A 21,964-nucleotide genomic window follows, 5' to 3' on the forward strand; every position below is an offset into this window, starting at 1 on the left:
CGCCGTCGTCGGGGTCGGCCGCCTCGCGTTCCGATCGCGCGCGAGGACGGGGGAACGCCGCCCGACAGACAGTACGTAGTGCCCGTCCGGTGCTCCGGACGGGCACTACGTGTTCTCCCTTCAGTGCTTCTGCAACTGCTGGAACCAGCGCAGGACCAAGGGCAGGGATCGGAAGGCCGAGGTGTTGTGGTCGACGTCGCCCACGTTGGTCAGCGACACGTCAGCGCCGTGGGCGCGCAGGTCTCGCAGGCAGTGTTCGGCGTTGGCGAAGGCGACGTCCCCGTCGCCCTTCGCCCCGTAGAGGCGTACCGGCACGCGGGGACGCCAGTCGGTGCAGGTGGTGTCGTTGACGCGGATGGCCTGAAGCAGGGTTCCGGTGGGCTGCTCGAGCCGTCGGAGGAAGTCCTCGGTGAGCAACTCCCGGGGGTTCGGCGGCAGCCCGGCCGCGATGTCCTCGAACGCGTGGTCGCCGTCGAACAACTTCTCCATCGTCGTGTCGTACGGCGCGCGGTACACCTGGTCGGGGGTGTCGTAGAAGTGATACAGGCGGTTCATCGAGACGATCCAGTAGGCGAGGTAGAACGTCGAGCTGAGCGGGTCCAGGTCACCGGAGAGCGCGGCGGGCAGTTCGGCCCCCTCCACGTCGTAGGGACCGCTGATCGGTGCGAGCGCGGTCAGTCGCAGGCGACCGTCGGCGCCACGCTGCAGCTCGCGGCCGAGGGCCATGGCCGCCTGGCCTCCCTGGGAGAACCCGGTGACCAAAACCTGGCCGTTCAGCCTCTGCCCGTGGCGCGCGGCCATCGTGCGCGCCGCACGCAGGAGGTCGACGGACGCCGTCGCCTCTGACTCGGCGTGCATGTAGGGATGGAACCCCGGGCCGCTTCCCAGGCCGAGGTAGTCGGGGGCGACGCCCGCGAAACCCGCCGAGGCGAAGGCGATCGGTATCGCCTGGCCGTCACTCTCGCCGTCCAGGGACGGTGCGTCGTTCCGCGTGGCCATGGTGCCGTGTTCGTAGATCACTGTCTGGAGGTCGCGCCGACGCTTCTGCGGCAGGGCCACCACCCCGCTGGCCGTCGTCGGCTTCCCGTCGACCGTGACGGTGCCGTACACGAGGGTGTAGAGGTCGACGCCTCCGACGGTCTTGGGGGCGGGGAACCCGGTCTTGTGCAGATAGGCCGCCACCTGCTTGCTCGAAAGACGTCCCACGCCGGTGGCGGACACCACCTCGCCGCGGTCGGGAACGGCCGCGACCGCCTGCGGCCGTGCGGCGGTGGGGGAGGCGGCGGCCATGGCGATCGTCGCGGCGGGGACTGTGAGGAGGGTGGCGGCGCATGCCAGGGCCAGAAGACGGCGGGTGAAGGAAAGGCGTGATCGCATGATCCCGACATTAGGGACGAAGGTGATCACGGCCCCAGCCTGCGCGCACCCATATCCGAGGTAGTGCCTGCCCCACCTCCGCACTGCCCCTCGGCTTCCAACGGCCCCGGTTGTAGACGCGGCCGCCTGCTTCCTCCCTTCGACGTCATCGGTGACGGCTTCTGGCACCTATGAGCGACTCGCCTCGTAGCCGGGGAGTGCGGCCGGGGTGGTGCGGGTCGCCGGGCGCATGCTCAGGATCAGAACGGCCAGCCCGGCGAAGATGACCGCGGCGACGACGCCGGTGACGTGCAGGCCGGCGGTGAACGCCTCCCGCGCGGTGTGCAGCAGTACCGCGCCCTGTTCGGCGGGAAGGTGCCGGCCGGCGTCGACCGCGCCGGCCAGCGAGTCGGACGTGCCGTCCATCCGGCTGCGGTAGACCACCGCGGCCAGCACGCCGAGCAGCGCGAAGCCGAGCGAACCGCCGAGGTAGTTGCCGGTCTCCGACATCGACGCCGCCGAACCGGCGCGCTCGGGCGGGACGGACCCGACGACCAGCCCGGTGCCCAGCGCGAACAGCGGGCCGGTGCCCAGCGCCAGCACGGTGATGCCGATCATCACCAGCGGCAGGGCGCTCGCACCGTCGACGCCGACCAGCAGCAGGCTGCCCAGCGCCGACCCCGCCAGCCCGCCGGCGATCGCGGTCGTCTGCTTCATCCGCCGGGCCAGCGCCGGCGCGGCCATGGTGCCGATCGCCACGCCCAGGCCCATTGGGGCGAACAGCACCGCCGACGCGACCGGCGAGTAGCCCAGCACGCTCTGCAGGTACTGGGTCACCAGCAGGCCCGTACCGGCCATGGCGATGCCTGCGAAGACCAGTGCGATGAGCACGGCCGCGAACGGGCGGTTGCGCAGCAGCCGCAGGTCCAGCAGCGGCGTCTCCAGCCGAAGTTGCCGGCGTACGAACAGGAACCCGATGGCCGCGCCGGCCACGAGGGCAGCAGCCGGCACGACCGGCACGCTCTCGACGGTCAGCTGCTTGATGCCGTAGACCATGGAAAGCACCGCCACGATCGACAGCCCGACGCTCGCCGGGTCCAGCCGGCCGGCCTGGTCGCTGCGGAACTCCGGCAGCAGGACCGGCCCGGCGAGCAGCAGCAACGCCATCGCCGGCACGGCGACCAGGAACACCGATCCCCACCAGAAGTGCTGGAGCAGGAGCCCGGCGAGCACGGGGCCGAGCGCGCCGCCGGTGAACTGGCAGGTCGCCCAGATCGCGATGGCCTTCCCGCGCTGTCGTTCGTCGCGGAACATGTTGGTGATCAGGGCGAGTGTGGACGGCGCCAGGGTCGCCCCGGCGACTCCCAGCAGCGCACGCGCGACGATCAGCATCAGCGGGCTGACCGCGAAGGCGGCCACGACCGACAACACCGCGAACGCCGCTCCGCCGATCATCAGCAGCCGCCGGCGGCCGATCCGGTCGCCGAGCGTCCCCATTGTGATGACCAGGCCGGCCACCATGAATCCGTAGCTGTCACTGATCCACAGCTGCTGGACGTTGGTGGCCCCCAGGTCGGCGCTCAGCCGTGGCAGCGCGAGGAGCAACGCCGTCGCGTCGATCGCGACGAGCAATGTCGGCAGCGCCAGGACGACCAGTCCCAGCCACGCCCGGTTGACTCGCATATCCGAACTTCCTGTTCTCTCGACGTCTCGCCGGTTGGTCGGAGCGGCCGAGAGCTTCTTGACATCGGTGCGGACGAATCTCTCGCGTCTGCCACGGTGGGAGCACCAGAGATGACGACCTCCGGGCGATGCGGCGGCGAAACTCATGCGAGAGTTTTCGGCGGGGGATGTCAAGACGACGGCGGTGGCTCCGACCAACCGGTCGAAGGGCCCGTCCGGGGCTCGCGATCCCGAGGAGTACGAGATGAAGTTCCTGATCAGCCTGCACATCAACCCGGCCGTGCTGGACGCGCTGACCGACGAGGAGAGGGCGGCGATCGGCGACGGCCACAGCAGGTTCCTCGACGCGCTGAAGAAGTCCGGCGAGCTGATCAGTACGCAGGCGCTGGTCGATCCGTCACAGGCCGCCGTGGTGGCCGTACGCAACGGCCAGCCGGTGGTGACCGACGGGCCCTTCCTGGAGGCCAAGGAGTATCTGGGCGGCTTCTACCTGATCGACTGCGAGAACAAGGAGCGGGCGATCGAGCTGGCATCACAGATCCCGGACACCGCGATCGAGGGTCTGGGTGTCGAGGTGCGGCAGGTGATGTTCGCTGACGGACAATTGGAGGCATGACCGCACCAGCCATCGAGGACCTGCTGCGTGAGCTCACGCCGCAGGTCCTCGGCGCGTTGGTACGCCGGCACGGCGAGTTCGAAGGGTGTGAGGACGCCGTACAGGAGGCCGTCCTCGCCGCCACCGTGCAGTGGCCGGCCGAGGGATTGCCGGACAACCCGCGCGGCTGGCTGGTGACTGTCGCGTCCCGGCGGCTCATCGACCAGATGCGCAGTGACCACGCGCGCCGCGAGCGGGAGGCGGCGACGTTCGCCGAGGCGGTGTCCGAGGACGTGCCGGACACCGACGACACGCTCGTCCTGCTGTTCCTGTGCTGCCATCCGACGCTGACCGCGGCCTCCCAGACCGCCCTGACGCTGCGGGCGGTCGGCGGTCTGACCACTGCCGAGATCGCCCGCGCGTTCCTGGTGCCGGAGGCCACGATGGCGGCCAGGATCAGCCGGGCCAAGCAGCGCATCAAGGGCGCCGGCAGCTCGTTCAGCCTGCCGGACGGCGCGGAGCGCGAGGAGCGGCTACGGGTCGTCCTGCACGTGCTCTACCTGATCTTCAACGAGGGTTACACCGCCTCCTCGGGCAGCGAGTTGGACCGCGCCGACCTCGCGCGCGAGGCGATCCGGCTGGCCAGGATGGTGCACGCGCAGCTGCCCGAGGACGACGAGGTGACCGGGCTGCTCGCGCTGATGTTGCTGACCCACGCCCGCCGGGAGGCGCGTACGACGGCGGCCGGCGACCTGGTTCCGCTGGATGAGCAGGACCGCACGAAGTGGGACCGCGGGCTGATCGACGAGGGCACCGAGCTGGTCAAGGCGTCGCTGGCCGGCCCGGCCCTGGGGCCCTACCAGCTGCAGGCCGCCATCGCCGCCACGCACGCCGACGCGGCCACGGTCGAGGAGACCGACTGGCCGCAGGTGCACGCGCTTTACCTGATCCTGGAACGGATCGCGCCCAACCCGATGGTCACCCTCAACCGGGCGATCGCGCTCGCCGAGACCGAGGGCCCGCCGGCCGGGCTGGCCCTGCTGTCCACATTGGACGGTGACGAGCGGATGGCCGGGCATCACCGGCTGCTGTCCGTACGGGCGCACCTGCTGGAGAAGACCGGCGACACGGCCGGGGCGTACGAGCACTACCGGCGCGCCGCGAGGGCCACCGCCAGCCTCGCCGAGCGGCGCTACCTGGAGTCCCGGGCCAGCCGGTTGAGAACGTAGATCCTGGTGGTTCGTAGGCGCCCGATACGGTGGTGCGACGGCAGTGGAGATGGGGCGTGGCGTGATGACGGGGGAAGAAGGCTTCGATCGTCGGATCGAACCGTTCCGGACGGAGCTGCTGGCGTACTGCTACCGGATGCTCGGCTCGGCTCACGACGCAGAGGACCTGGTCCAGGACACGTACCTGAGGGCGTGGCGGGCGCAGGAGCAGTACGACGATACTCGCAGCTCACTGCGCACCTGGCTCTACCGGATCGCGACGAACGCCTGCCTGACCGCCCTGGAGGTTCGCGGCCGCCGCCCGCTGCCGTCGGGGCTGGTGGCCGCGTCGGATCCGCTCGAGCCGCTCGTCCAGGGAGAGCACGCCGCCTGGCTCCAGCCCTTGCCGGACTCGTTGCTGGACGCGGGCGATCCGGCTGGGGCCGTGATCGGCCGCAGCAGCCTGCGCTTGGCGTTCGCCGCCGCCCTGCAGCACCTGTCGGCGCGTCAGCGCGGTGCCCTGATCCTGCGTGACGTGCTCAGCTTCTCCGCGTCCGAGACGGCGGAAATCCTCGGCACCACCGTCGTGTCGGTGAACAGTTCCCTGCAGCGGGCGCGTACCCGCGTGAAGGAGGTCGGGGTCCGGCAGGAACGGGTCGGCGAGCCGTCCACGGCCGAGCAGCGCGCCTGGGTCGAGCGCTACATGAAGGCGTTCGAGCTCGCCGACGTCGAGGGCCTCAAGCGGCTGCTCACCGAGGACGTGCTCATGGAGATGCCGCCGATGCTCAACTGGTTCTCCGGCCGCAGCAACTACGGCCTGTTCATGGGATGGGTCTTCGAGAAAGCCGGGAAGGACTGGCTCCTCAAGGAGGTCACGGCCAACGGCGGCCAGCCCGGATTCGCCGCCTATCGGCGCGTCGGTGGCGGATACGAGCTGCACACGCTCCAGATCTTCACCGTCACCGCCGAGGGCATCAGCCGGAATTCGGTGTTCCAGGGTTCCGAGGTCTTCGCGGCTTTCGGTCTGGCGGCCAGACTCGACGCCCAGGGGCCTGTCGACGTCGGGGATGGTGTTTAGCCGGGCGAGGGGGATGACACCCACTCCCGCAACCTGCGTATCCATTGCTGACGCGGCCACTGCTACGGCAGCTTCTCCCTGTCGAGCACGCCTCGAGATCTCCTGACCGCGGGCGCGATGAGTTCCGGCCCCGCCGCCGGTATGTATCGGCGAGTTCGCCGGAATACCTCGGGCGAGCCGATCACAAGGGAGAATCCGATGTCGAACACTCGTACGGAAGACGAGGCCGCGATCCAGGCCGTGCTGGTTGATTCCTACAAGGCGTGGGAGGCCGGCGACGCCGACGGCATGGTCGCCAACTACACCGCGGACGCGACCGCCATCATGACCGGCTCGCTCCGCGACGGCCGCGACGTGATCCGTCAGAACATGGCCCTGGGCTTCGAGGGGCCGCTCAAGGGCAGCTCGACCTACAACGAGCAGCTCAGCATCCGCTTCGTCGGCAGGGACGGCGCGATCGTCATCAGCGAATCCGCCATCCTGTTCGCCGGCGAGACCGAGGTTCCGGACGACCGGCGTAAGGTGAACGCGACCTGGGTCTTCGAGAAGCGGGACGGCCAGTGGCTGATCGCCGCTTATCACAACAGCCCGGTGCTGGCGCCTGAGCGGTGAGCCGCGGCCGCGCGGCGCGAAGTGAGCCCCGGGACGTTCGATACTGAGCCGGTCGTTGAGCGTTTCGATCACCGATTCCACAGGCCGGCGCAGCCACATCGGTCGCGGTGAGCGACACCGGCGTTAGGCGCCCAGGCGGATCGGTTCTGGCAGGCGAGACCCGGACAGCAAGAAGGGGCCGACTTGGATGGGGTCGGCCCCTGCTGCTTACTGCCTCAACCAGGCGCGGAGGATAGGAGATTCGAACTCCTGAGGGGTTGCCCCCAACACGCTTTCCACGTCTGCGGACTCCCGCGGGTTGAGCAGGACGCTCGTCGGGATCTAGCGGGCGGGGTCGCGGTTGTAGAGCTTCCTGGCCCACAGGTAGCCGACCAGGGCGATGCCGGCGCCCCAGGCGATGGCGACGGTCGCGTTGTCGCCCATCGGGGTGCCGAGCAGCAGGGATCGCAGGGTCTCGATGAGCGGGGTGAACGGCTGGTGCTCGGCGAACCAGCGCAGCGGGCCGGGCATGGAGTCGGTGGGGACGAACCCGCTACCGAACAGCGGCAGGAACATCAGCGGCATGGGGATGTTGCTGGCGATCTCGACAGTGGGAGAGACCAGGCCGAGCGCGGCCGACAACCAGGTGAGGCCGAGGACGAACAGGGTCAGGATGCCGAGCGCGGCGAGCCACTGCAGAGGGCCGGTGGTCGAGCGGAATCCGAGCAGTACGGCGACGCCGCCGACGACGGCGACCCCGAGCAGGGTCTGGATCATGCTGCCGAGCACGTGACCGGTCGGGACGGAGGCGCGGGCGATGGCCATGGTCCGGAAGCGGGCGACGATGCCCTCGGTCATGTCGGTTGCGACGGTCACCGCGGTGGCGGTGGCGGCCGAGGCGACCGTCATCAGGATGATGCCGGGGGTGACGTAGGCGAGGTAGTCGGCGCGGCCGCCGGCCTGGCCGAGCCCCGCGCCGAGGGTGCCGCCGAAGACGTAGACGAACAGCAGCAGGAAGATGATCGGCATGCCGATGATCATGAGGGTGAGGGTGGGGTAGCGGAGCATGTGCCGCAGGTTGCGGCGCAGCATCGTGGCCGAGTCGTGGAGCGCGTTCATCGGGCGGGTTCGCTTTCCTGGGTGAGGGCGAGGAAGACGTCGTCGAGGTCGGGGGCGTGGACGGCCAGTTCGTCGATGGTGACGGAGGCGCCGTCGAGCCAGTCGAGCAGCGCTCGCAGCGATCTGACGCCGCCGTCGCTTGGGACGTGCAGGGTGAGCGTCTCCTCTTCGCGCGAGATCGGGCGCAGCCCTTGGGACGCCGTCTCGAAGCCGTGTGGGTCGGCGAAGCGCAGGCTGACGTGGCCGCCGGGGACCAGGCGTTTAAGTTCTTCTGCGGTGCCCCGGGCGACCATCTTGCCGTGGTTCAGCACGGCGATCCGGTGGGCGAGCTGGTCGGCTTCTTCCAGGTACTGGGTGGTGAGGAAGATGGTGACGCCGTGGTCGGCGACCAGTCCGCGGATGATCTGCCACATGGTGCGGCGGCTGCGCGGGTCCAAGCCGGTGGTGGGTTCGTCGAGGAAGATGATGCGGGGGTCGCCGACGAGGGTCATGGCGAGATCGAGCCGACGTCGCATGCCGCCGGAGTAGGTCGCGGCGGGTTTGCCGGCGGCCTCGGTCAGGTCGAACCGCTCGAGCAGTTCCCGCGCCCGCTCGCGGCCCCGGGATCGGCCCAGGTGGCGCAGGTCGGCCATGAGGCGGAGGTTCTCCTCGCCGGTGAGCAGGCCGTCCACCGCGGAGTATTGGCCGGTGACGCCGATCGCGGCGCGTACGGCCTGCGCTTCCCTGGTCAGGTGGTGGCCGGCCACCCGGACGTCGCCGCCGTCGGCGGAGATGAGAGCGTGGAGAGGATCTTCACCATGGTGGTCTTGCCTGCGCCGTTGGGGCCGAGGAGGGAGAAGATGGTGCCGGCCGGGATGTCCAGGTCGACGCCGTCGAGGACTAGGTGTTTGCCGTAGGTCTTGCGCAGGCCGGTGGCGGAGATCGCCGGGTCGGTCATGATCGGGTCCTTGAGGGTCGGGTGTGGGCTCGGGGCGGCGTTTCAGGCTGAGGTGGAGATCAGCGGGCGAGGCCCCGCGTCGGCGGCCTGCCGTACGGCTCGCCTGGCCGCGATGATCGTCCAGGCGGCGGCGAGCGCGGTGACCAGCGCCGTCGCGGCGAAGGCGGCGAGGGTGGCCGCGTCGGGGTGGATCAGGGACTGGCCGCGTGCGGCCTGCCAGGTCACGACGGCGTCCAGGCCGCTGTAACCGAGGGCCGCGGTGCCCACCAGGCGGGCACGCACCCGCTCGTCCCGCAACCAGGCGTACCGGGTGGCCAGGGCGGCCAGGACCGCGGTGAGGACGAGTAGCACCTGGATGCCGTGCAGGCCGAAGAAGTGCGGGACGCGGAAGTCCCCGCCGGTGACGCTCCAGTTGGTGAGGGGCATGCCGTGGCCGTCGGGGTCGCCGATGCCGTGGCCCTGGAACATGGGGATCCGGGCGCCGTTGGCGTCGGTGACCGTACGGGGGTGGATGTCGGTGGCCAACCAGTAGAGCGGGACGAGCATGCCGACGGTGGCCAGTCCCAGCCCGGCGCGGATCGCGCGGGTGAGTGCCGGGCCGGCGGTGCGCTGGATCAGCACCATGATCCCGATGATCAGCTGCGCGATCAGGATGATCATTACGCCGTAGGTGAGGAACGGGACCAGCGCCACGGTGATGGGATCGCTCTGGTCGGCGTTGAAGTGGCTGATGGTGCCACGCCCCGCCTGCAGGGTGATGACGCCGACCTCGACGGTTGCGGCGACGGCGAACACGGTGCCGACCCACCAGCCCAGCCGCCTGCCCTTGGTCAGCTTCGACAGCAGCCAGGCGAGTGTTCCGGCGTAGAGGCCGAAGGCGAAGCCGAACTTCAACGGTTTGAGCCACACCGACTCGCCCAGCAGCGTGCGGTCGTCGATCAGCAAACCGGCAAGGCAGACGAACATCAGGGCGCACATGAGGCCCGCGCAGATCAGCAGCGGACGATGCCAGGACTTCACAGGAACTCCGATCCAGCTCGTCGTTTCGACATGCGAAAAGCTAGCTTGCATTCAGCTTTTCGTCAACGCTGAATCTGCTGGTTGAGTGGGCAAATAGGAGTCACTTGCAATGGCTTGTCGATGAACGCAAGTGGTTGACTTGCAATGAGGTGGGGGTGGATGCAAGACTGCCCGTCCGCGTAGGCGCGACCAGGAAGGCACACCCATGCCCGGAGGCAGGCTGACCCACCAGGACCGCCGGCAGATCGCCGACGGCCTGGCGGAAGGGCTCACCTATACCGAGATCGCCGCCCGCCTGGACCGGCCGCTGTCCACTGTCACGCGCGAGGTGGCCCGCAACGGCGGACCCGAGGGCTACCGGGCCGACCAGGCGCACGAGGCCACCCGGGAACGCGCCAAGAGGAGCCAGCCTGCCCCTGGGGAACGCGACGTCGAGGCGGTCGACGCCGTGGAGGAGCAGTTCACCGAGATCATGGTCAGCACCGGTCTGTCGCGGATGACCGCCCGCGTGCTCGCCAGCCTCTACCTCACCGACAGCGGCAGCCTTACCGCCGCCGAACTCACCCGGCACCTCCAGGTCAGCCCGGCCTCCGTCTCCAAGGCCATCGGCGAGCTCGAACAGCAGGAGATGGTCCGCCGCGAACGCGACCCGCGCCGGCGCCGCGACCGCTACATCATCGACGCCGACGCGCTCTTCCGCGCCTGGATGGCCGGCGCTCGCCAGAACGCCCTGCTGGCCGACTTCGCCCGCGGGGCGGCTGAGACCCTCGGGGCCGCCTCGCCCGCCGGGGGCCGGCTGCGGGACGTCGGCGACTTCTTCGACCACGTCGGCCAGGCCATGCTGCAGGCGGCCGAGCAGTGGCGCGAGGCCTACAACGCCAAGCAAGAGCTGTGAACGGCCGGTTCGGCTTCATCGGGTGTTGTGACCAGACATGATCATCGGTTCGTTCGTAGTCCGAACCACTCCCGATCACCGTTCCCGCTGTCACCCGATCGCAAGGATGATCCGTACAGACGGCATCGCTGTGGCGGCGAGATGCTGGAAGCCGATCTTCGGCGAGCCGTTGGTGGGAAGGCTTTCCGGCCCACCGAGACCCCGGACAGCAAGAAGGGGCCGACTTGGATGGGGTCGGCCCCTGCTGCTTACTGCCTCAACCAGGCGCGGAGGATAGGAGATTCGAACTCCTGAGGGGTTGCCCCCAACACGCTTTCCAAGCGTGCGCCCTAGGCCAACTAGGCGAATCCTCCGTCGAACAGCTTAGCGGACGTTCAGCTGTGTGGTGACCGTGGTTTTCGCGGGATTTCACGGCCTGCGCACACGCCCGGAGTGGTTAGACTGTGGCTCGGACCCCTCGCGCGGCGTCATCCTGTGAACCTCCCCAGGGCCGGAAGGCAGCAAGGATAAGCGGGCTCTGGCGGGTGCGCGAGGGGTTCTTTTCAGTTAGCGGGACCGCCCGCCGGGTTGAACCCCCGAGGAGACGGCATGAGCCTTGCGCTGTACCGCAAGTACAGGCCCGGGACGTTCGCCGAGGTCAAGGGGCAAGAACACGTAACGGAGCCGCTGCGCCAGGCGCTGCGCAGCGGTCGGATCAACCACGCCTACCTGTTCAGCGGTCCTCGCGGTTGCGGCAAGACCTCCAGCGCCCGCATCCTCGCCCGGTCTCTGAACTGCGAGAAGGGCCCCACGCCCGATCCGTGCGGCGAGTGCGAATCCTGCGTCGCCCTCGCCCCCACCGGGCCCGGTCACCTCGACGTCATCGAGATCGACGCCGCCTCCCACGGTGGTGTGGACGACGCCCGCGACCTTCGTGAGCGGGCCTTCTTCGCCCCGGTCGCCGCGCGTTTCAAGATCTACATCATCGACGAGGCCCACATGGTCACGCGTGAGGGCTTCAACGCGCTCCTCAAGCTCGTCGAAGAGCCTCCGCCGCACCTGAAGTTCGTCTTCGCGACCACCGAGCCGGAGAAGGTCATCGGGACGATCAAGTCCCGCACCCACCACTATCCCTTCCGGCTCATGCCGCCGACCACGCTCCGGCAGCTCATGGAGGAGATCCTCGACTCGGAGGCGGTGCCGTACGAACAGGCCGCGCTGCCGTTGGTGGTCCGCGCGGGGGCGGGGTCGGCCCGAGACTCCCTCTCGATCCTCGATCAGCTCCTGGCGGGGGCCGACGAGGGGGGAATCACCTACCAGCGTGCGGTCTCCCTGCTCGGCTACACCGACGGGGGCCTGCTCGACGAGGTGATCGACGCCTTCGCCAAGCACGACGGCGCGCAGGTCTTCCAGACGCTGAACCGCGTCATCGAGGGGGGACACGACCCCCGGCGCTTCGCCATGGACCTGCTGGAGCGTTTCCGCGACCTGGTGATCCTCGCGAACGTCCCCGAGGCCGCGGGCAACGGCCTTCTCGACCGTCCCGCCGACGAACTGGCGAGTCTGCAGGCCCAGGCCGCCTCGATGGGGCCGGCCGAGCTGACCCGGGCCGCCGAGGTCTTCAACGCCGGGCTGACCGAGATGCGCGGGGCGACGTCCCCTCGGCTGCTCCTCGAGTTGATGTGCGCCCGCGTCCTGCTGCCCGCCGTCGACCACGGCGAGACCGCGCTGCTCACGCGCCTCGAACGTCTCGAGCGCGGCGGAGTGTCCGCGGCGGCCTTCGCCGCACCGGTCGCCCAGCCGGCTGTGCCGCAGGTGCCCGTCCAGACCCATCCCCAGGCCGCCCCGCCCGCCCCGGCTCCGCGACCTGAGCCCTCCGCTCCGGCCATGTCGGTCCCGGTTGCGGTGGCCGCCGGTGCGGAGCCGTCCGCCGTTCAGGGCGCCGACGACTGGCCGGCGCCCGCGGGACCGGCCACCCAGGCGGCGGCGCCCGAGTCCGCGCAGGCCGGGCCCGATCCCGTCGGCGGTGCCGGGGGGCCGGTGCATCAGGCCTGGCCGCGGGTCCTGGAAGCGATCAAGAACAGGCAGCGGGTCGCCTGGATGATCCTCAACGCCCAGGGCCGGTTGCTGGGGGTCGAGGGCAACGTCGTCACCGTGGGCTTCGAGAAGCCGGGCGACGTCCAGGGATTCCTCAAGGGCAAGCGCGACGAGGTGGTGGCCGCGGCGCTCGGGGACGTGCTCGGCGGCAAGTGGCGCGTCGACGTGGTCGTCGGCGGCGCCGGTCCCAGCGGCGGCATGGGTGCGCGCGGTCCCGCGGGCCCGTCCGGTGGAAGCGGCCCGGCGGGCGGCTCCGGAGCGCCCAACGGCCATGGCCCAGGACCGGGCACCGGATCTCCCGCGAGCGGGCCGGCGGACGGCGGGACGGCGGGAGGCCAGGAGCCGGAGGCGCGAGGGTCCGGTCCGGCCTCCGCGGTGTCGCCGGATACGGCCGCTGGCCAGGACGCCGCCCCGGCCGGCGCATCCGCGAACAGCCCGGCACAGAGCGGCCAAGGGCAGAACGGTTCGGCACAGAACGGTTCGGCGCAGAACGGCGCGGCAGAGAACGGCTCAGGGCAGAACGGCTCAGGGCAGAACGGTTCCGGGCAGAACGGTTCCGGGCAGAACGGTTCCGGGCAGAACGGCTCGGGCGCGACGCGCCGGGCGCAGGCCACCCGGAACGGGGCGAGCCAGGCCGCCTCCGGTTCGGCCGGGGTGACCGACGAGTCCTGGCCGGACGAGCCGTCTGACGACGACGAGGGCCCGGGAATGGCCATGGCCGGCGCGAGAGGCGGCCGGGTGTCCAGCCCCGGCCTGGCCGCCGCGAAGTCGGCCGCGAGAGCCGCCGCTCAGGCGGGACCCCGCCAGGCGTGGCCCGAGTCGGTGCCGAGCCGCAAAGGCGCGTCCGCGTCCGAGGCCGACGACGTCGACCCGTTGAACGACGCCAACGCCGAGGCGAGCGAGCTCAGCGGCATGGCGCTCATCCAGCGTGAGCTCGGCGGCCGGATCATCGAGGAGATCGACCACTCCTGACGGGGGTCACTCGTCGAGGCTGAGCCGTACCGACGCGGCGGCGTGGCGCTCGTCCCATTCCGGAAGCGCCGACACGAGGCGTTCGAGCACCTCGACGTCGTCGTGCCCGGTCGTGGTCTGGGCGTAGGTCCACAGGTCGTCGATCGTGCCCCTCGTCAGCAGTCCGATGCGGACCCGGGCCTCCAGCTCGTCTCGCGTCTGCCGGATGGCCGGGGCCTCCGAACGGGGAAGCAGCGGCCCCTGATACTGGCGGGCGACGGTCGCGAGGTCGCCGGCCGCGAGCGCCTGCCGTACGGTCAGGAAATCCCCGGAGACCTCGCAGGTCAGCCTGTACGGCTTGGCGGCGATGGCCCTGGTCAGCTGGGACCGGAGGCGGTGGATCTCGGCCCGGATCGTCACCGGGTTGCCGTCGTCGCCGTACAGCAGGTAGGAGAGTCTCTCGGCGGTCAGGCCGCGCGGGTGGCAGGCCAGCAGCGTGAGGATCTCCGCGTGCCTGAGCGACAGCGGGACCCGGATGCCGTCGAGGTAGGCGAAGGGGTGGTCGGCCCCGAGCAGGTTCAGCGTGAGCCGGGGGACGGGGGACGAGTCCAGGGTGTGGAGCCGGTAGGCGTCCCCGAGAGGCTCGAGGAGGACGACGCGGCCGTCCGGCAGCACCATCCGGTCGCCGTGGTCGGGAAGCCGCACCCGCGCCCCGAGCCGCCGGTCGCCGGCGATGATCCGGCCGGTCAGGGTGACGAGAGTGCCGGAGCGGCCGGGGCGGTGGTAGCGCGCACGCAGCCGCTCGTCGTGCTCGCGCATCCACAACATGAGATGGCTCTCCGCCAGACGGGCCGCAGCGGCGACCAGGGCGACGGACGCGGGGTGGAGGGCGCGGGAGGTCCCGGTGATGTCGAGGCAGCCGAGCACGCCGCCCGAGTCGGGGTCGACGACGGGCGCGCCGGCGCAGGACCAGTCGTGCAGCGCGAGGGCCAGATGCTCGGCCGCGTAGACGTGCGCCGGCTTCTTCATGGCCAGCGCCGTGCCGATGCCGTTGGTGCCCACCGCCTGCTCCGACCAGTGGAAGCCGTCGGCCAGGCCGATCGTGTCGGCCTTCCTGCGGACCTGGTGGTGTCCCTCGCGCCACAGGACCAGGCCGTCGGCGTCGGTGATCACCATGATGTGCGCGGCCTCGTCGGCGATCTGCACCAGCGTGTGGCGGAGCATCGGGAGCAGCCGGCTCATCGGGTGGCTCGCCCGCGCGTCGCCGATCTCGTCGGTGTCGTAGACCAGTGGGGCCGCGTGCCGGTCGGGATCGATGCCGGCGTCGAGGGACCGGCGCCAGGACTCCAAGATGACCTTGCGCGGCCCGTCTTCGCCGGTGCGGTCACCCCTCATCACCGCCTCGTGGAACCGGCGGACTGACAGGTCCGGCATCAAGCACCCCCGGGTCTGTCGGGTGAAGCGTATGGAGGACGTCTCGACAACTGCCTAACATCCGAGACGGCATTTGCCAATCTCCAGGAGTAACCATTTGATCGCAACCTGTATGCAACGTAAGGCCGGTTACGTTTCTCTCGTCACGTCGGACGGCGACGACCAGGCGTGATGGGAAGGGCGACTCCCTGCCGCTGGAGGGGGGACGGGAATCGGCCGGACCAGGATTCCGCATGGATGGGAACTGTGGGGGTAGCGCGGTTCCCATCCATGCGGTTCCTTCTGTCATTTCCGGTTAATGCCTCTTTTCCCGTTCATCGAACCTGTGGGGCGAGGCTGCCGAGAGGCCCGGTTGGCGCGCGTGTTGCGTACCCCTGCCTGCGCCTACGGCTCTTGACCTTCGTTTGTGATTGCGCTGCCGATTGCGGGGAACACGCAGGCGCGCCAGTGCCAGAACGGCCGCGAACCCCGTAGGCTCGTCGCGACGAACACGTCGCAGGACGCTGAGGAGCGCACGATTGTGAACCCAGGGGATGTCAACCTCCAGCAGTTGCTGGAGCAGGCTCAGCTGATGCAGCAGCAGCTCGTCTCCGCACAGCAGGAGCTCAGCGATGCGGAGGTCGAGGGCAGCGCGGGGGGCGGCCTCGTGGTCGCGACCGTGAACGGCAGCGGCGAGTTGCTCGAGCTCGAGATCAGCCCGAACGCCATCGACGCGGGCGACCCGCAGGAGACCGCGGAGACGATCGCCGACCTCGTGCTCGCCGCCGTGCGAGACGCCGTCCGCGCGGCCGCGGAGCTGCAGCAGGAGAAACTCGGCCCGCTCGCACAGGGGCTCGGCGGTGGCCTCGGCCAGCTGCCGGGATTCTAGAAGCCATGTACGAAGGGGTCGTCCAGAATCTGATCGACGAGCTCGGGCTGCTGCCCGGCGTCGGTCCCAAGAGCGCGCAGCGCATCGCCTTCCATCTGCTCGCCGCCGAGCCGGCGGATGTGAAGCGGCTTGCGCACGCGTTGCTCGAGGTCAAGGAGAAGGTCCGCTTCTGCCGGATCTGCGGCAACGTCGCCGCGGAGGCGGAGTGCCGGATCTGCCGGGACCAGCGGCGCGACCCGCATGTGATCTGTGTCGTCGAGGAGTCGAAAGACGTCGTGGCGGTCGAGAAGACCCGCGAGTTCCGTGGTCGCTACCACGTCCTCGGCGGGGCGATCAGCCCGATCGACGGCGTGGGTCCCGATGATCTGAAGATCCGCGAGCTGATGGCGCGCCTGGCCGACGGCCAGGTCACCGAACTGATCCTCGCGACCGACCCGAACCTCGAGGGCGAGGCGACGGCCACCTACCTGGCCAGGCTCGTCAAGCCCCTCGGGCTGAAAGTGACACGACTGGCCAGCGGTCTGCCTGTAGGCGGTGACCTCGAGTACGCCGACGAGGTCACCTTGGGCCGCGCTTTCGAAGGACGGAGGCTGCTGGATGTCTGAAGAGCTGAACAACCTGGCCGAACGGGTTGCCGGACACGCCCAGAACTACATCGACGGGCTGACCCGCCTGGCGGGCGGCGAGGGCGGCGACGCCATCCTGCCCCTGCTCCTGGTGGAGGTGGCGCAGGTCAGTCTCGCGGGCACCCAGCTCGGAGCCATGGAGGACGTGATCCTCAAGGGCAACGTCGAGCCCGCGCTGAGCGACGACCCCGACATCGACCCGCTCCGTACGGCTCTCGCCACGCGCCTCGGGCCGGTGGACGACTACGCCGAGGTGTTCGACCCGTACAAGGACACGGGCGTCACGCCGTACCGGCTGTCGGACGACCTGTCCGCGGTCGCGGCCGACCTGATCCACGGGCTGCGGCACTACTGGGCGGGCCGGCCGCTCGAGGCGCTGTGGTGGTGGCAGTACTCCTACTTCAACACGTGGGGGAATCACGCGGGCGCCGCGCTGCGCGCACTGCACGCGCTGGTCGCGCACACCCGTCTGGACGTGGTCGAGGAGAGCACGGTCGTCTGATCGTCCATATGCTGATCTCGTCTGATCGGGTTTTGGGACCCCCAAGTACACTGTGAGCTCCACGTCCTGATTCGTTCGGAGATTCCTGTGGCGCTCGTTGTCCAGAAATACGGTGGTTCCTCCGTCGCCGACGCCGCCTGCATCAAGCGGGTCGCCCAGCGGATCGTGGCGACGAAAAAAGCCGGCAACGACGTCGTCGTGATCGTCTCCGCGATGGGCGACACCACCGACGAACTCCTCGAGCTGGCCAAGCAGGTGTCCCCGCTGCCTCCGGGCCGCGAACTCGACATGCTGCTCACCTCCGGAGAGCGGATCTCGATGGCGCTGCTGGCGATGGCGATCGCCAACCTGGGTCAGGAGGCGCGCAGCTTCACCGGATCCCAGGCGGGTGTCATCACCGACTCCTCGCACGGCAAGGCGCGCATCATCGACGTGACGCCCGGCCGGATCAGGGGGGCCCTCGACGCCGGGCAGATCGCGATCGTGGCCGGATTCCAGGGCGTGTCCCAGGACACCAAGGACATCACGACACTCGGCCGGGGCGGCTCGGACACCACCGCCGTCGCCCTGGCGGCCGCGCTCGGCGCGGACGTGTGCGAGATCTACACCGACGTGGACGGCATCTTCACCGCCGACCCGCGCATCGTCAGAACGGCCCGCCAGATCCCGCGGATCTCCTACGAGGAGACGCTGGAGATGGCCGCCTGCGGCGCCAAGATCCTCCACCTGCGATGCGTGGAGTACGCGCGGCGGTTCGGCCTGCCGATTCACGTCAGAAGCTCGTTCAGCACCAGGGAAGGCACGTGGGTCGTCTCCGACCCCAAGATCGAAGGAACCGAGATGGAGCAGCCCATCATCTCCGGCGTCGCACACGACCGGAGCGAGGCCAAGATCACTGTGGTCGGCGTGCCGGACAAGGTCGGCGAGGCTGCGGCCATCTTCCGTACGCTGGCCGACGCCGAGATCAACATCGACATGATCGTCCAGAACGTCTCGGCCGCCGCCACCGGGCGGACGGACATCTCGTTCACGCTGCCGACCAACGACAGCCAGACGGCGCTCACCGCGCTGAACAAGATGCAGAGCCAGGTCGGCTTCGAGAAGCTGCTCTACGACGACCAGATCGGCAAGGTCTCGCTGATCGGCGCCGGGATGCGGTCGCACCCGGGCGTCACCGCCCAGTTCTTCGGCGCACTCGCCGACGCCGGGGTGAACATCGAGATGATCTCGACCTCCGAGATCCGCATCTCCGTCGTCGTCGGGCAGAACGATGTGGACTCGGCCGTCAACGCCGCGCACCGGGCGTTCGACCTCGACTCCGACCAGGTCGAGGCCGTGGTTTACGGAGGTACCGGACGATGAGCCGCAAGCCCACGCTGGCCGTGGTCGGTGCCACCGGAGCCGTCGGCACCGTCATGCTCGACATCCTGACCAACCGGTCCGACCTCTCCGAGGCGTACGGGGAGATCCGGCTGATCGCCTCTCCGCGCTCGGCGGGGAAGGTGCTCCAGGTCCGCGGTGAGGACGTCGTCGTCCAGGCGCTGGCCCCCGAGGCGTTCGACGGGGTCGACATCGCGATGTTCGACGTGCCCGACGAGGTGTCCGCCGAGTGGGCGCCGATCGTCGCCTCGCGCGGCGCGGTCGCGGTGGACAACTCCGGCGCCTTCCGGATGGACCCCGACGTGCCGCTCGTGGTCCCCGAGTGCAACCCGGAGAAGGCGCTCGAGCGACCCAGGGGGATCATCGCCAACCCCAACTGCACGACCTTGTCGATGATGGCCGCCATGGGCGCCCTGCATCGGCAGTACGGCCTGCGCGAACTGGTGGTCGCGTCATACCAGGCGGTCTCCGGAGCCGGGATGATCGGCCCCGAGCGGCTCTACCAGGAGATCGAGGCCGTCGCGGGCGACCGGACGATGGGCACCGTCGCGGGTGACGTGCGCAAGGCCGTGCCCGACCTCGAGGGCTCGCCGTTCCCCGCTCCGCTGGTCCTCAACGTTGTGCCGTGGGCCGGCTCGCTCAAGGACGACGGCTGGTCGTCGGAGGAGCTCAAGGTCCGCAACGAGTCGCGCAAGATCCTCGGCATTCCGGATCTGAAGGTGTCGGCGACCTGCGTCCGCGTTCCGGTCGTGACCACCCATTCGCTGGCGGTCCACGCGACGTTCGAGCAGGAGATCACGGTGGAGGGCGCCCGGCAGGTGCTGGACGCCGCTCCGACCGTCGTGGTGCTGGACGACCCGGCGAACGGCGTCTTCCCGACTCCCGCCGACGTCGTGGGAACCGACCCGACCTACGTCGGCCGGATCCGCCAGGCGCTCGATTTCCCGAACACCCTGGATCTGTTCGTGTGCGGCGACAACCTCCGCAAGGGGGCGGCCCTGAACACCGCCGAAATCGCCGCCCTGGTAGCCGCCGAATTCTCGGCGTGATCATGCAAAGATTCGCGCACAAGGGGTGTGACCAGCACACCCCTTGTGTGTGATCACGCTGGATTGGTCAGCGGAAGAGGATGTCCCAGTGGGTGGGTTCGTCGGCGTAGACGTCGAGGGCCGGGCGTGATCCGGGCATCGGGGGCGGACGGAAGAGATCGGCTCCGTCGCCTCTGACCTTCCAGAACCGGTACGTCCTGGTGATGTAGGAGTCGACGCACGCGTTGTGCGCGATGTCAACCTTGAAGCCGTGCCCGTGGCTGAAGCGGCCTCCCGCGTGGCCCTTCTCCGTCCCCCCGGTCACGGTGATCGGGCACCCGCTTGCGTATTTCAGGTCGATCGCCTGCATGAGCGTGCCGTACCTGATGTCCTCCAGCGATGTGCAGGTGCGCCGATCGGCGTCCACGCAGTGCCCGCTCGACTTCCAGCCGAGGCCGGCGGCCAGGAGGTCGTGCATGGCCTCGGCCTGGTCCATCCGCACGGCCGTGGCGGAGGCGTCCCAGGTCTGGATCGTCGCGGTGAACGTGCCCACCAGGGACTCGCTCGGTGGATCGACCCCGCGGGGCAGAGACGGAGGCTGCGGCGCCTCGGCCGTCGCCTGAGGGGCGGCAGCCGCGAGGACGACGGGGGCGGGTGCCGGAGTGCTCGCGAGGCTCGGCTGCGCGAGCAGGAGTAGCGCGAAGACGCAGGCCGCGCCGGCCAGGACCGACCATGACGGATGTATGCCCATGTGCTCCCCGGTGACGGTGTGCTCATCGTGGCGGGGGAGCTCGCCATGATGATCGATGCCACACTCCGCACCCGATCATTCCTGCCCAGGCGGGGAATTTGCCGGCAGCCGTCGATCATGTGGATGGTCGATGACCGGACACGGGTGAAAGCCGTACAGTGACGAAGTGGCCGAGAAGACACGCCAGCTGATCGTCGATACGGCCCTCCGGCTGTTCAAGGAGCGCGGTTTCGAGGCGACCACCATGCGTGCGATCGCCACAGAAGCCGGCATATCGGTAGGAAACGCCTACTACTACTTCGCGTCCAAGGAACAGCTCATCCAGGCCTACTACGACCGGGCCCAGGCCGAGCACGAGGCGGCCTGCTGCGAGGTGCTCGCCGTGGAGAGGTCGTTCGCCGGACGACTGGGCGGGGTGCTCCGGGAATGGGTGCGGATCTCGGAGCCCTACCACGAGTTCGCCGTGAAGTTCTTCAAGCACGCGGCCGAGCCCAGCAATCCCCTGAGCCCCTTCAGCCCGGAGTCGGCCCCGGCGCGGGAGTCGGCGATCGGCATCTACCGTCAGGTGGTCGACGGCTCGGACAGCCGCATCGATCCGGCTCTGCGCGAGGAGTTGCCCGAGCTGCTCTGGTTGTTGTCGATGGGCGTCGTGCTCTTCTGGGTCCACGACACCTCGCCCGGGTGTGAGCGCACCTACCGCCTGATCGACCGTACGGTCTCCCTGGTCGACCGGCTCGTCGCCCTGTCGTACCTGCCCGGCATCAGGGGAGTGACCAAGGATTTCATCGACGTGGTCCGCGAGCTGCGCGCATGATCCTCCCGGCATACCGGCCGGTTGGTAAGGTCGGGTGAAAACGACTCGGTAAAAGAGGTGGCCGTGGACCGCTGGGGCATCACGATTCCTTTCTTCGACGAGACGCTGATCGAGTCCAGGTCCCTCATCGCGCAGCTGCCCGAGCTGGGTTACACCGACGCGTGGTCGGCCGAGGTGAACGGCACCGACGGGTTCGTCCCGCTGGCGCTGGCCGCGGAATGGGCGCCGGCTCTCCGCCTGGGCAGCGCCATCGTGCCGGTGTCGACTCGAGGGCCGGGCCTGCTCGCCATGTCCGCCGCGACGATCGCCGACCTGGCGCCCGGGCGGTTCGTCCTCGGAATCGGAGCGTCGTCCCCCGCGATCGTGGAGCACTGGAACGCCGGCGAGTTCGTCAAGCCGTACGCCCGGACCCGTGACACGTTGCGTTTCCTGCGCGCCGCGCTGGCGGGGGAGAAGGTCACCGAACGCTATGAGACCTTCGCGGTGAAGGGATTCCGGCTGGAGCGGGCGCCGGCGGTCTCGCCGAAGATCGTGCTGGCCGCGTTGCGCCCCGGCATGTTGCGCCTGGCCGCCCGGGAGGCGGACGGCGCGATCACCAACTGGCTCTCGCCCCAGGACGTACGGAAGGTCAGGGCCGAGCTCGGAGAGGGGACCGAGCTGATCGCGCGCCTGTTCGTGATGGTCACCCAGGACGGCGCCAGGGCGCGGGAGGTCGCACGGCGCATGCTGGCGGGCTACCTCACGGTCCCGGTGTACGCCGCCTTCCACGACTGGCTCGGCAGAGGCGAGGTGCTGCGGCCGATGCACGAGGCGTGGGCGGCCGGCGATCGGCGGGCCGCGGTCAAGGCGATCCCCGACGAGGTCGTCGACGACCTGATCGTGTACGGCGACGCGGCCACATGCCGGGCCCGCATCAGGGAGTATGTGGCGGGCGGCCTGGACACCCCCGTCCTCGCGCCGCTGTCCGGCGGAGACGTCCCGCTCGACCAGGTGGTACGGGAGCTGGCGCCCACGCTGGACTGACGGTCTCCCGCAGGAGGCCCGAACGCCCA

At 69.7% G+C, this 21,964-nt stretch carries 19 protein-coding genes, 1 tRNA gene, 1 other RNA gene and 1 pseudogene; 14 read left to right on the forward strand and 8 right to left on the reverse strand.

Translation table 11 applies throughout. The annotated features are described in order from the left end of the window. Positions 1 to 120: 120 nt before the first annotated feature. Entirely contained in the window at positions 121 to 1,377 is a 1,257-nt protein-coding gene (locus Pph01_RS24590) for a dienelactone hydrolase family protein (RefSeq protein ID WP_204075510.1), read from the reverse strand. Between the two features lie 168 nt (positions 1,378 to 1,545). Continuing rightward, the gene (locus tag Pph01_RS24595) at positions 1,546 to 3,039 is read right to left on the reverse strand and encodes an MFS transporter (RefSeq protein WP_204075511.1); all 1,494 of its coding nucleotides are present in this window, start codon (positions 3,037 to 3,039) and stop codon (positions 1,546 to 1,548) included. 145 nt (positions 3,040 to 3,184) lie between these two features. Between Pph01_RS24595 and Pph01_RS24600 the strand changes: the two genes are divergently transcribed. The 4 genes from Pph01_RS24600 (at position 3,185) to Pph01_RS24615 (ending at position 6,532) form a co-directional block, all read left to right on the forward strand. Further along, on the forward strand, positions 3,185 to 3,655 hold the full coding sequence (locus Pph01_RS24600; protein ID WP_239116977.1) for a YciI family protein: 471 nt from the start codon (positions 3,185 to 3,187) through the stop codon (positions 3,653 to 3,655). Then, positions 3,652 to 4,863 (forward strand): RNA polymerase sigma factor, encoded by a 1,212-nt coding sequence (locus Pph01_RS24605; RefSeq protein ID WP_204075512.1) that lies wholly within the window; start codon positions 3,652 to 3,654, stop codon positions 4,861 to 4,863. The genes Pph01_RS24600 and Pph01_RS24605 overlap by 4 nt, the downstream gene beginning before the upstream one ends. A 64-nt stretch (positions 4,864 to 4,927) precedes the next feature. Then, positions 4,928 to 5,920 (forward strand): sigma-70 family RNA polymerase sigma factor, encoded by a 993-nt coding sequence (locus Pph01_RS24610; protein ID WP_239116978.1) that lies wholly within the window; start codon positions 4,928 to 4,930, stop codon positions 5,918 to 5,920. A 198-nt stretch (positions 5,921 to 6,118) separates the two neighbouring features. Next, positions 6,119 to 6,532 (forward strand): SgcJ/EcaC family oxidoreductase, encoded by a 414-nt coding sequence (locus Pph01_RS24615; protein WP_204075513.1) that lies wholly within the window; start codon positions 6,119 to 6,121, stop codon positions 6,530 to 6,532. A gap of 321 nt (positions 6,533 to 6,853) precedes the next feature. Here the strand turns inward: Pph01_RS24615 and Pph01_RS24620 are convergent, their stop codons facing one another. The 3 genes and pseudogenes from Pph01_RS24620 to Pph01_RS24630 form a co-directional block, all read right to left on the reverse strand. Further along, entirely contained in the window at positions 6,854 to 7,630 is a 777-nt protein-coding gene (locus Pph01_RS24620) for an ABC transporter permease (RefSeq protein WP_204075514.1), read from the reverse strand. After that, positions 7,627 to 8,567: pseudogene (locus Pph01_RS24625) on the reverse strand (ATP-binding cassette domain-containing protein). Before Pph01_RS24625 ends, Pph01_RS24620 begins: the two are co-directional and overlap by 4 nt. A gap of 42 nt (positions 8,568 to 8,609) precedes the next feature. Continuing rightward, entirely contained in the window at positions 8,610 to 9,587 is a 978-nt protein-coding gene (locus tag Pph01_RS24630) for a hypothetical protein (RefSeq protein ID WP_204075515.1), read from the reverse strand. A 205-nt stretch (positions 9,588 to 9,792) separates the two neighbouring features. Here Pph01_RS24630 and Pph01_RS24635 point away from each other — a divergent pair, with 205 nt between their 5' ends. Next, on the forward strand, positions 9,793 to 10,482 hold the full coding sequence (locus tag Pph01_RS24635) for a MarR family transcriptional regulator (RefSeq protein WP_204075516.1): 690 nt from the start codon (positions 9,793 to 9,795) through the stop codon (positions 10,480 to 10,482). A 267-nt stretch (positions 10,483 to 10,749) separates the two neighbouring features. On the opposite strand, the gene Pph01_RS24640 is transcribed toward Pph01_RS24635, so the two are convergent. Then, a tRNA-Ser gene (locus Pph01_RS24640) sits at positions 10,750 to 10,835 on the reverse strand. Between the two features lie 95 nt (positions 10,836 to 10,930). On the opposite strand from Pph01_RS24640, the gene ffs reads away from it, so the two are divergent. Next, an RNA gene (ffs, locus tag Pph01_RS24645) (signal recognition particle sRNA small type) lies at positions 10,931 to 11,026 on the forward strand. Between the two features lie 44 nt (positions 11,027 to 11,070). Then, a complete protein-coding gene (locus tag Pph01_RS24650; protein WP_239116979.1) occupies positions 11,071 to 13,530 on the forward strand; it encodes a DNA polymerase III subunit gamma and tau in 2,460 nt (819 codons plus the stop codon). A gap of 6 nt (positions 13,531 to 13,536) precedes the next feature. Here the strand turns inward: Pph01_RS24650 and Pph01_RS24655 are convergent, their stop codons facing one another. Then, on the reverse strand, positions 13,537 to 14,943 hold the full coding sequence (locus tag Pph01_RS24655) for a helix-turn-helix domain-containing protein (protein ID WP_204075517.1): 1,407 nt from the start codon (positions 14,941 to 14,943) through the stop codon (positions 13,537 to 13,539). Between the two features lie 520 nt (positions 14,944 to 15,463). On the opposite strand from Pph01_RS24655, the gene Pph01_RS24660 reads away from it, so the two are divergent. From Pph01_RS24660 to Pph01_RS24680, 5 genes are all read left to right on the forward strand, one after another. Then, a complete protein-coding gene (locus Pph01_RS24660; protein WP_203971754.1) occupies positions 15,464 to 15,811 on the forward strand; it encodes a YbaB/EbfC family nucleoid-associated protein in 348 nt (115 codons plus the stop codon). A 5-nt stretch (positions 15,812 to 15,816) separates the two neighbouring features. Then, positions 15,817 to 16,416, forward strand: a complete 600-nt coding sequence (gene recR, locus Pph01_RS24665; protein WP_204075518.1) for a recombination mediator RecR — start codon at positions 15,817 to 15,819, stop codon at positions 16,414 to 16,416. Further along, positions 16,409 to 16,939: a DUF5063 domain-containing protein gene (locus tag Pph01_RS24670; protein WP_204075519.1), complete on the forward strand. Its 531-nt coding sequence runs from the start codon at positions 16,409 to 16,411 to the stop codon at positions 16,937 to 16,939. Before recR ends, Pph01_RS24670 begins: the two co-directional genes overlap by 8 nt. A gap of 87 nt (positions 16,940 to 17,026) precedes the next feature. Then, complete coding sequence (locus tag Pph01_RS24675; protein WP_204075520.1) at positions 17,027 to 18,301, forward strand: aspartate kinase; 1,275 nt, start codon at positions 17,027 to 17,029, stop codon at positions 18,299 to 18,301. Continuing rightward, entirely contained in the window at positions 18,298 to 19,368 is a 1,071-nt protein-coding gene (locus Pph01_RS24680; RefSeq protein ID WP_204075521.1) for an aspartate-semialdehyde dehydrogenase, read from the forward strand. Before Pph01_RS24675 ends, Pph01_RS24680 begins: the two co-directional genes overlap by 4 nt. Before the next feature lie 67 nt (positions 19,369 to 19,435). On the opposite strand, the gene Pph01_RS24685 is transcribed toward Pph01_RS24680, so the two are convergent. Next, positions 19,436 to 20,098, reverse strand: a complete 663-nt coding sequence (locus tag Pph01_RS24685) for a hypothetical protein (protein WP_204075522.1) — start codon at positions 20,096 to 20,098, stop codon at positions 19,436 to 19,438. Positions 20,099 to 20,264: 166 nt separating this feature from the next. Here Pph01_RS24685 and Pph01_RS24690 point away from each other — a divergent pair, with 166 nt between their 5' ends. Next, complete coding sequence (locus tag Pph01_RS24690) at positions 20,265 to 20,912, forward strand: TetR/AcrR family transcriptional regulator (RefSeq protein WP_239116980.1); 648 nt, start codon at positions 20,265 to 20,267, stop codon at positions 20,910 to 20,912. 63 nt (positions 20,913 to 20,975) lie between these two features. Continuing rightward, positions 20,976 to 21,935 (forward strand): LLM class F420-dependent oxidoreductase, encoded by a 960-nt coding sequence (locus tag Pph01_RS24695; RefSeq protein ID WP_239116981.1) that lies wholly within the window; start codon positions 20,976 to 20,978, stop codon positions 21,933 to 21,935. Positions 21,936 to 21,964: the final 29 nt, after the last annotated feature.

The organism is Planotetraspora phitsanulokensis (genome assembly GCF_016863295.1).
GTDB lineage: Bacteria > Actinomycetota > Actinomycetes > Streptosporangiales > Streptosporangiaceae > Planotetraspora > Planotetraspora phitsanulokensis.

Bases quoted from the DNA above. Each gene is read 5' to 3' on its own strand.
- Pph01_RS24590 (WP_204075510.1), bottom strand. From the start codon at position 1,377: ATGCGATCACGCCTTTCCTTCACCCGCCGTCTTCTGGCCCTGGCATGC.
- Pph01_RS24595 (WP_204075511.1), bottom strand. From the start codon at position 3,039: ATGCGAGTCAACCGGGCGTGGCTGGGACTGGTCGTCCTGGCGCTGCCG.
- Pph01_RS24600 (WP_239116977.1), top strand. From the start codon at position 3,185: ATGCGAGAGTTTTCGGCGGGGGATGTCAAGACGACGGCGGTGGCTCCG.
- Pph01_RS24605 (WP_204075512.1), top strand. From the start codon at position 3,652: ATGACCGCACCAGCCATCGAGGACCTGCTGCGTGAGCTCACGCCGCAG.
- Pph01_RS24610 (WP_239116978.1), top strand. From the start codon at position 4,928: ATGACGGGGGAAGAAGGCTTCGATCGTCGGATCGAACCGTTCCGGACG.
- Pph01_RS24615 (WP_204075513.1), top strand. From the start codon at position 6,119: ATGTCGAACACTCGTACGGAAGACGAGGCCGCGATCCAGGCCGTGCTG.
- Pph01_RS24620 (WP_204075514.1), bottom strand. From the start codon at position 7,630: ATGAACGCGCTCCACGACTCGGCCACGATGCTGCGCCGCAACCTGCGG.
- Pph01_RS24635 (WP_204075516.1), top strand. From the start codon at position 9,793: ATGCCCGGAGGCAGGCTGACCCACCAGGACCGCCGGCAGATCGCCGAC.
- Pph01_RS24650 (WP_239116979.1), top strand. From the start codon at position 11,071: ATGAGCCTTGCGCTGTACCGCAAGTACAGGCCCGGGACGTTCGCCGAG.
- Pph01_RS24655 (WP_204075517.1), bottom strand. From the start codon at position 14,943: ATGCCGGACCTGTCAGTCCGCCGGTTCCACGAGGCGGTGATGAGGGGT.
- recR (WP_204075518.1), top strand. From the start codon at position 15,817: ATGTACGAAGGGGTCGTCCAGAATCTGATCGACGAGCTCGGGCTGCTG.
- Pph01_RS24670 (WP_204075519.1), top strand. From the start codon at position 16,409: ATGTCTGAAGAGCTGAACAACCTGGCCGAACGGGTTGCCGGACACGCC.
- Pph01_RS24680 (WP_204075521.1), top strand. From the start codon at position 18,298: ATGAGCCGCAAGCCCACGCTGGCCGTGGTCGGTGCCACCGGAGCCGTC.
- Pph01_RS24685 (WP_204075522.1), bottom strand. From the start codon at position 20,098: ATGGGCATACATCCGTCATGGTCGGTCCTGGCCGGCGCGGCCTGCGTC.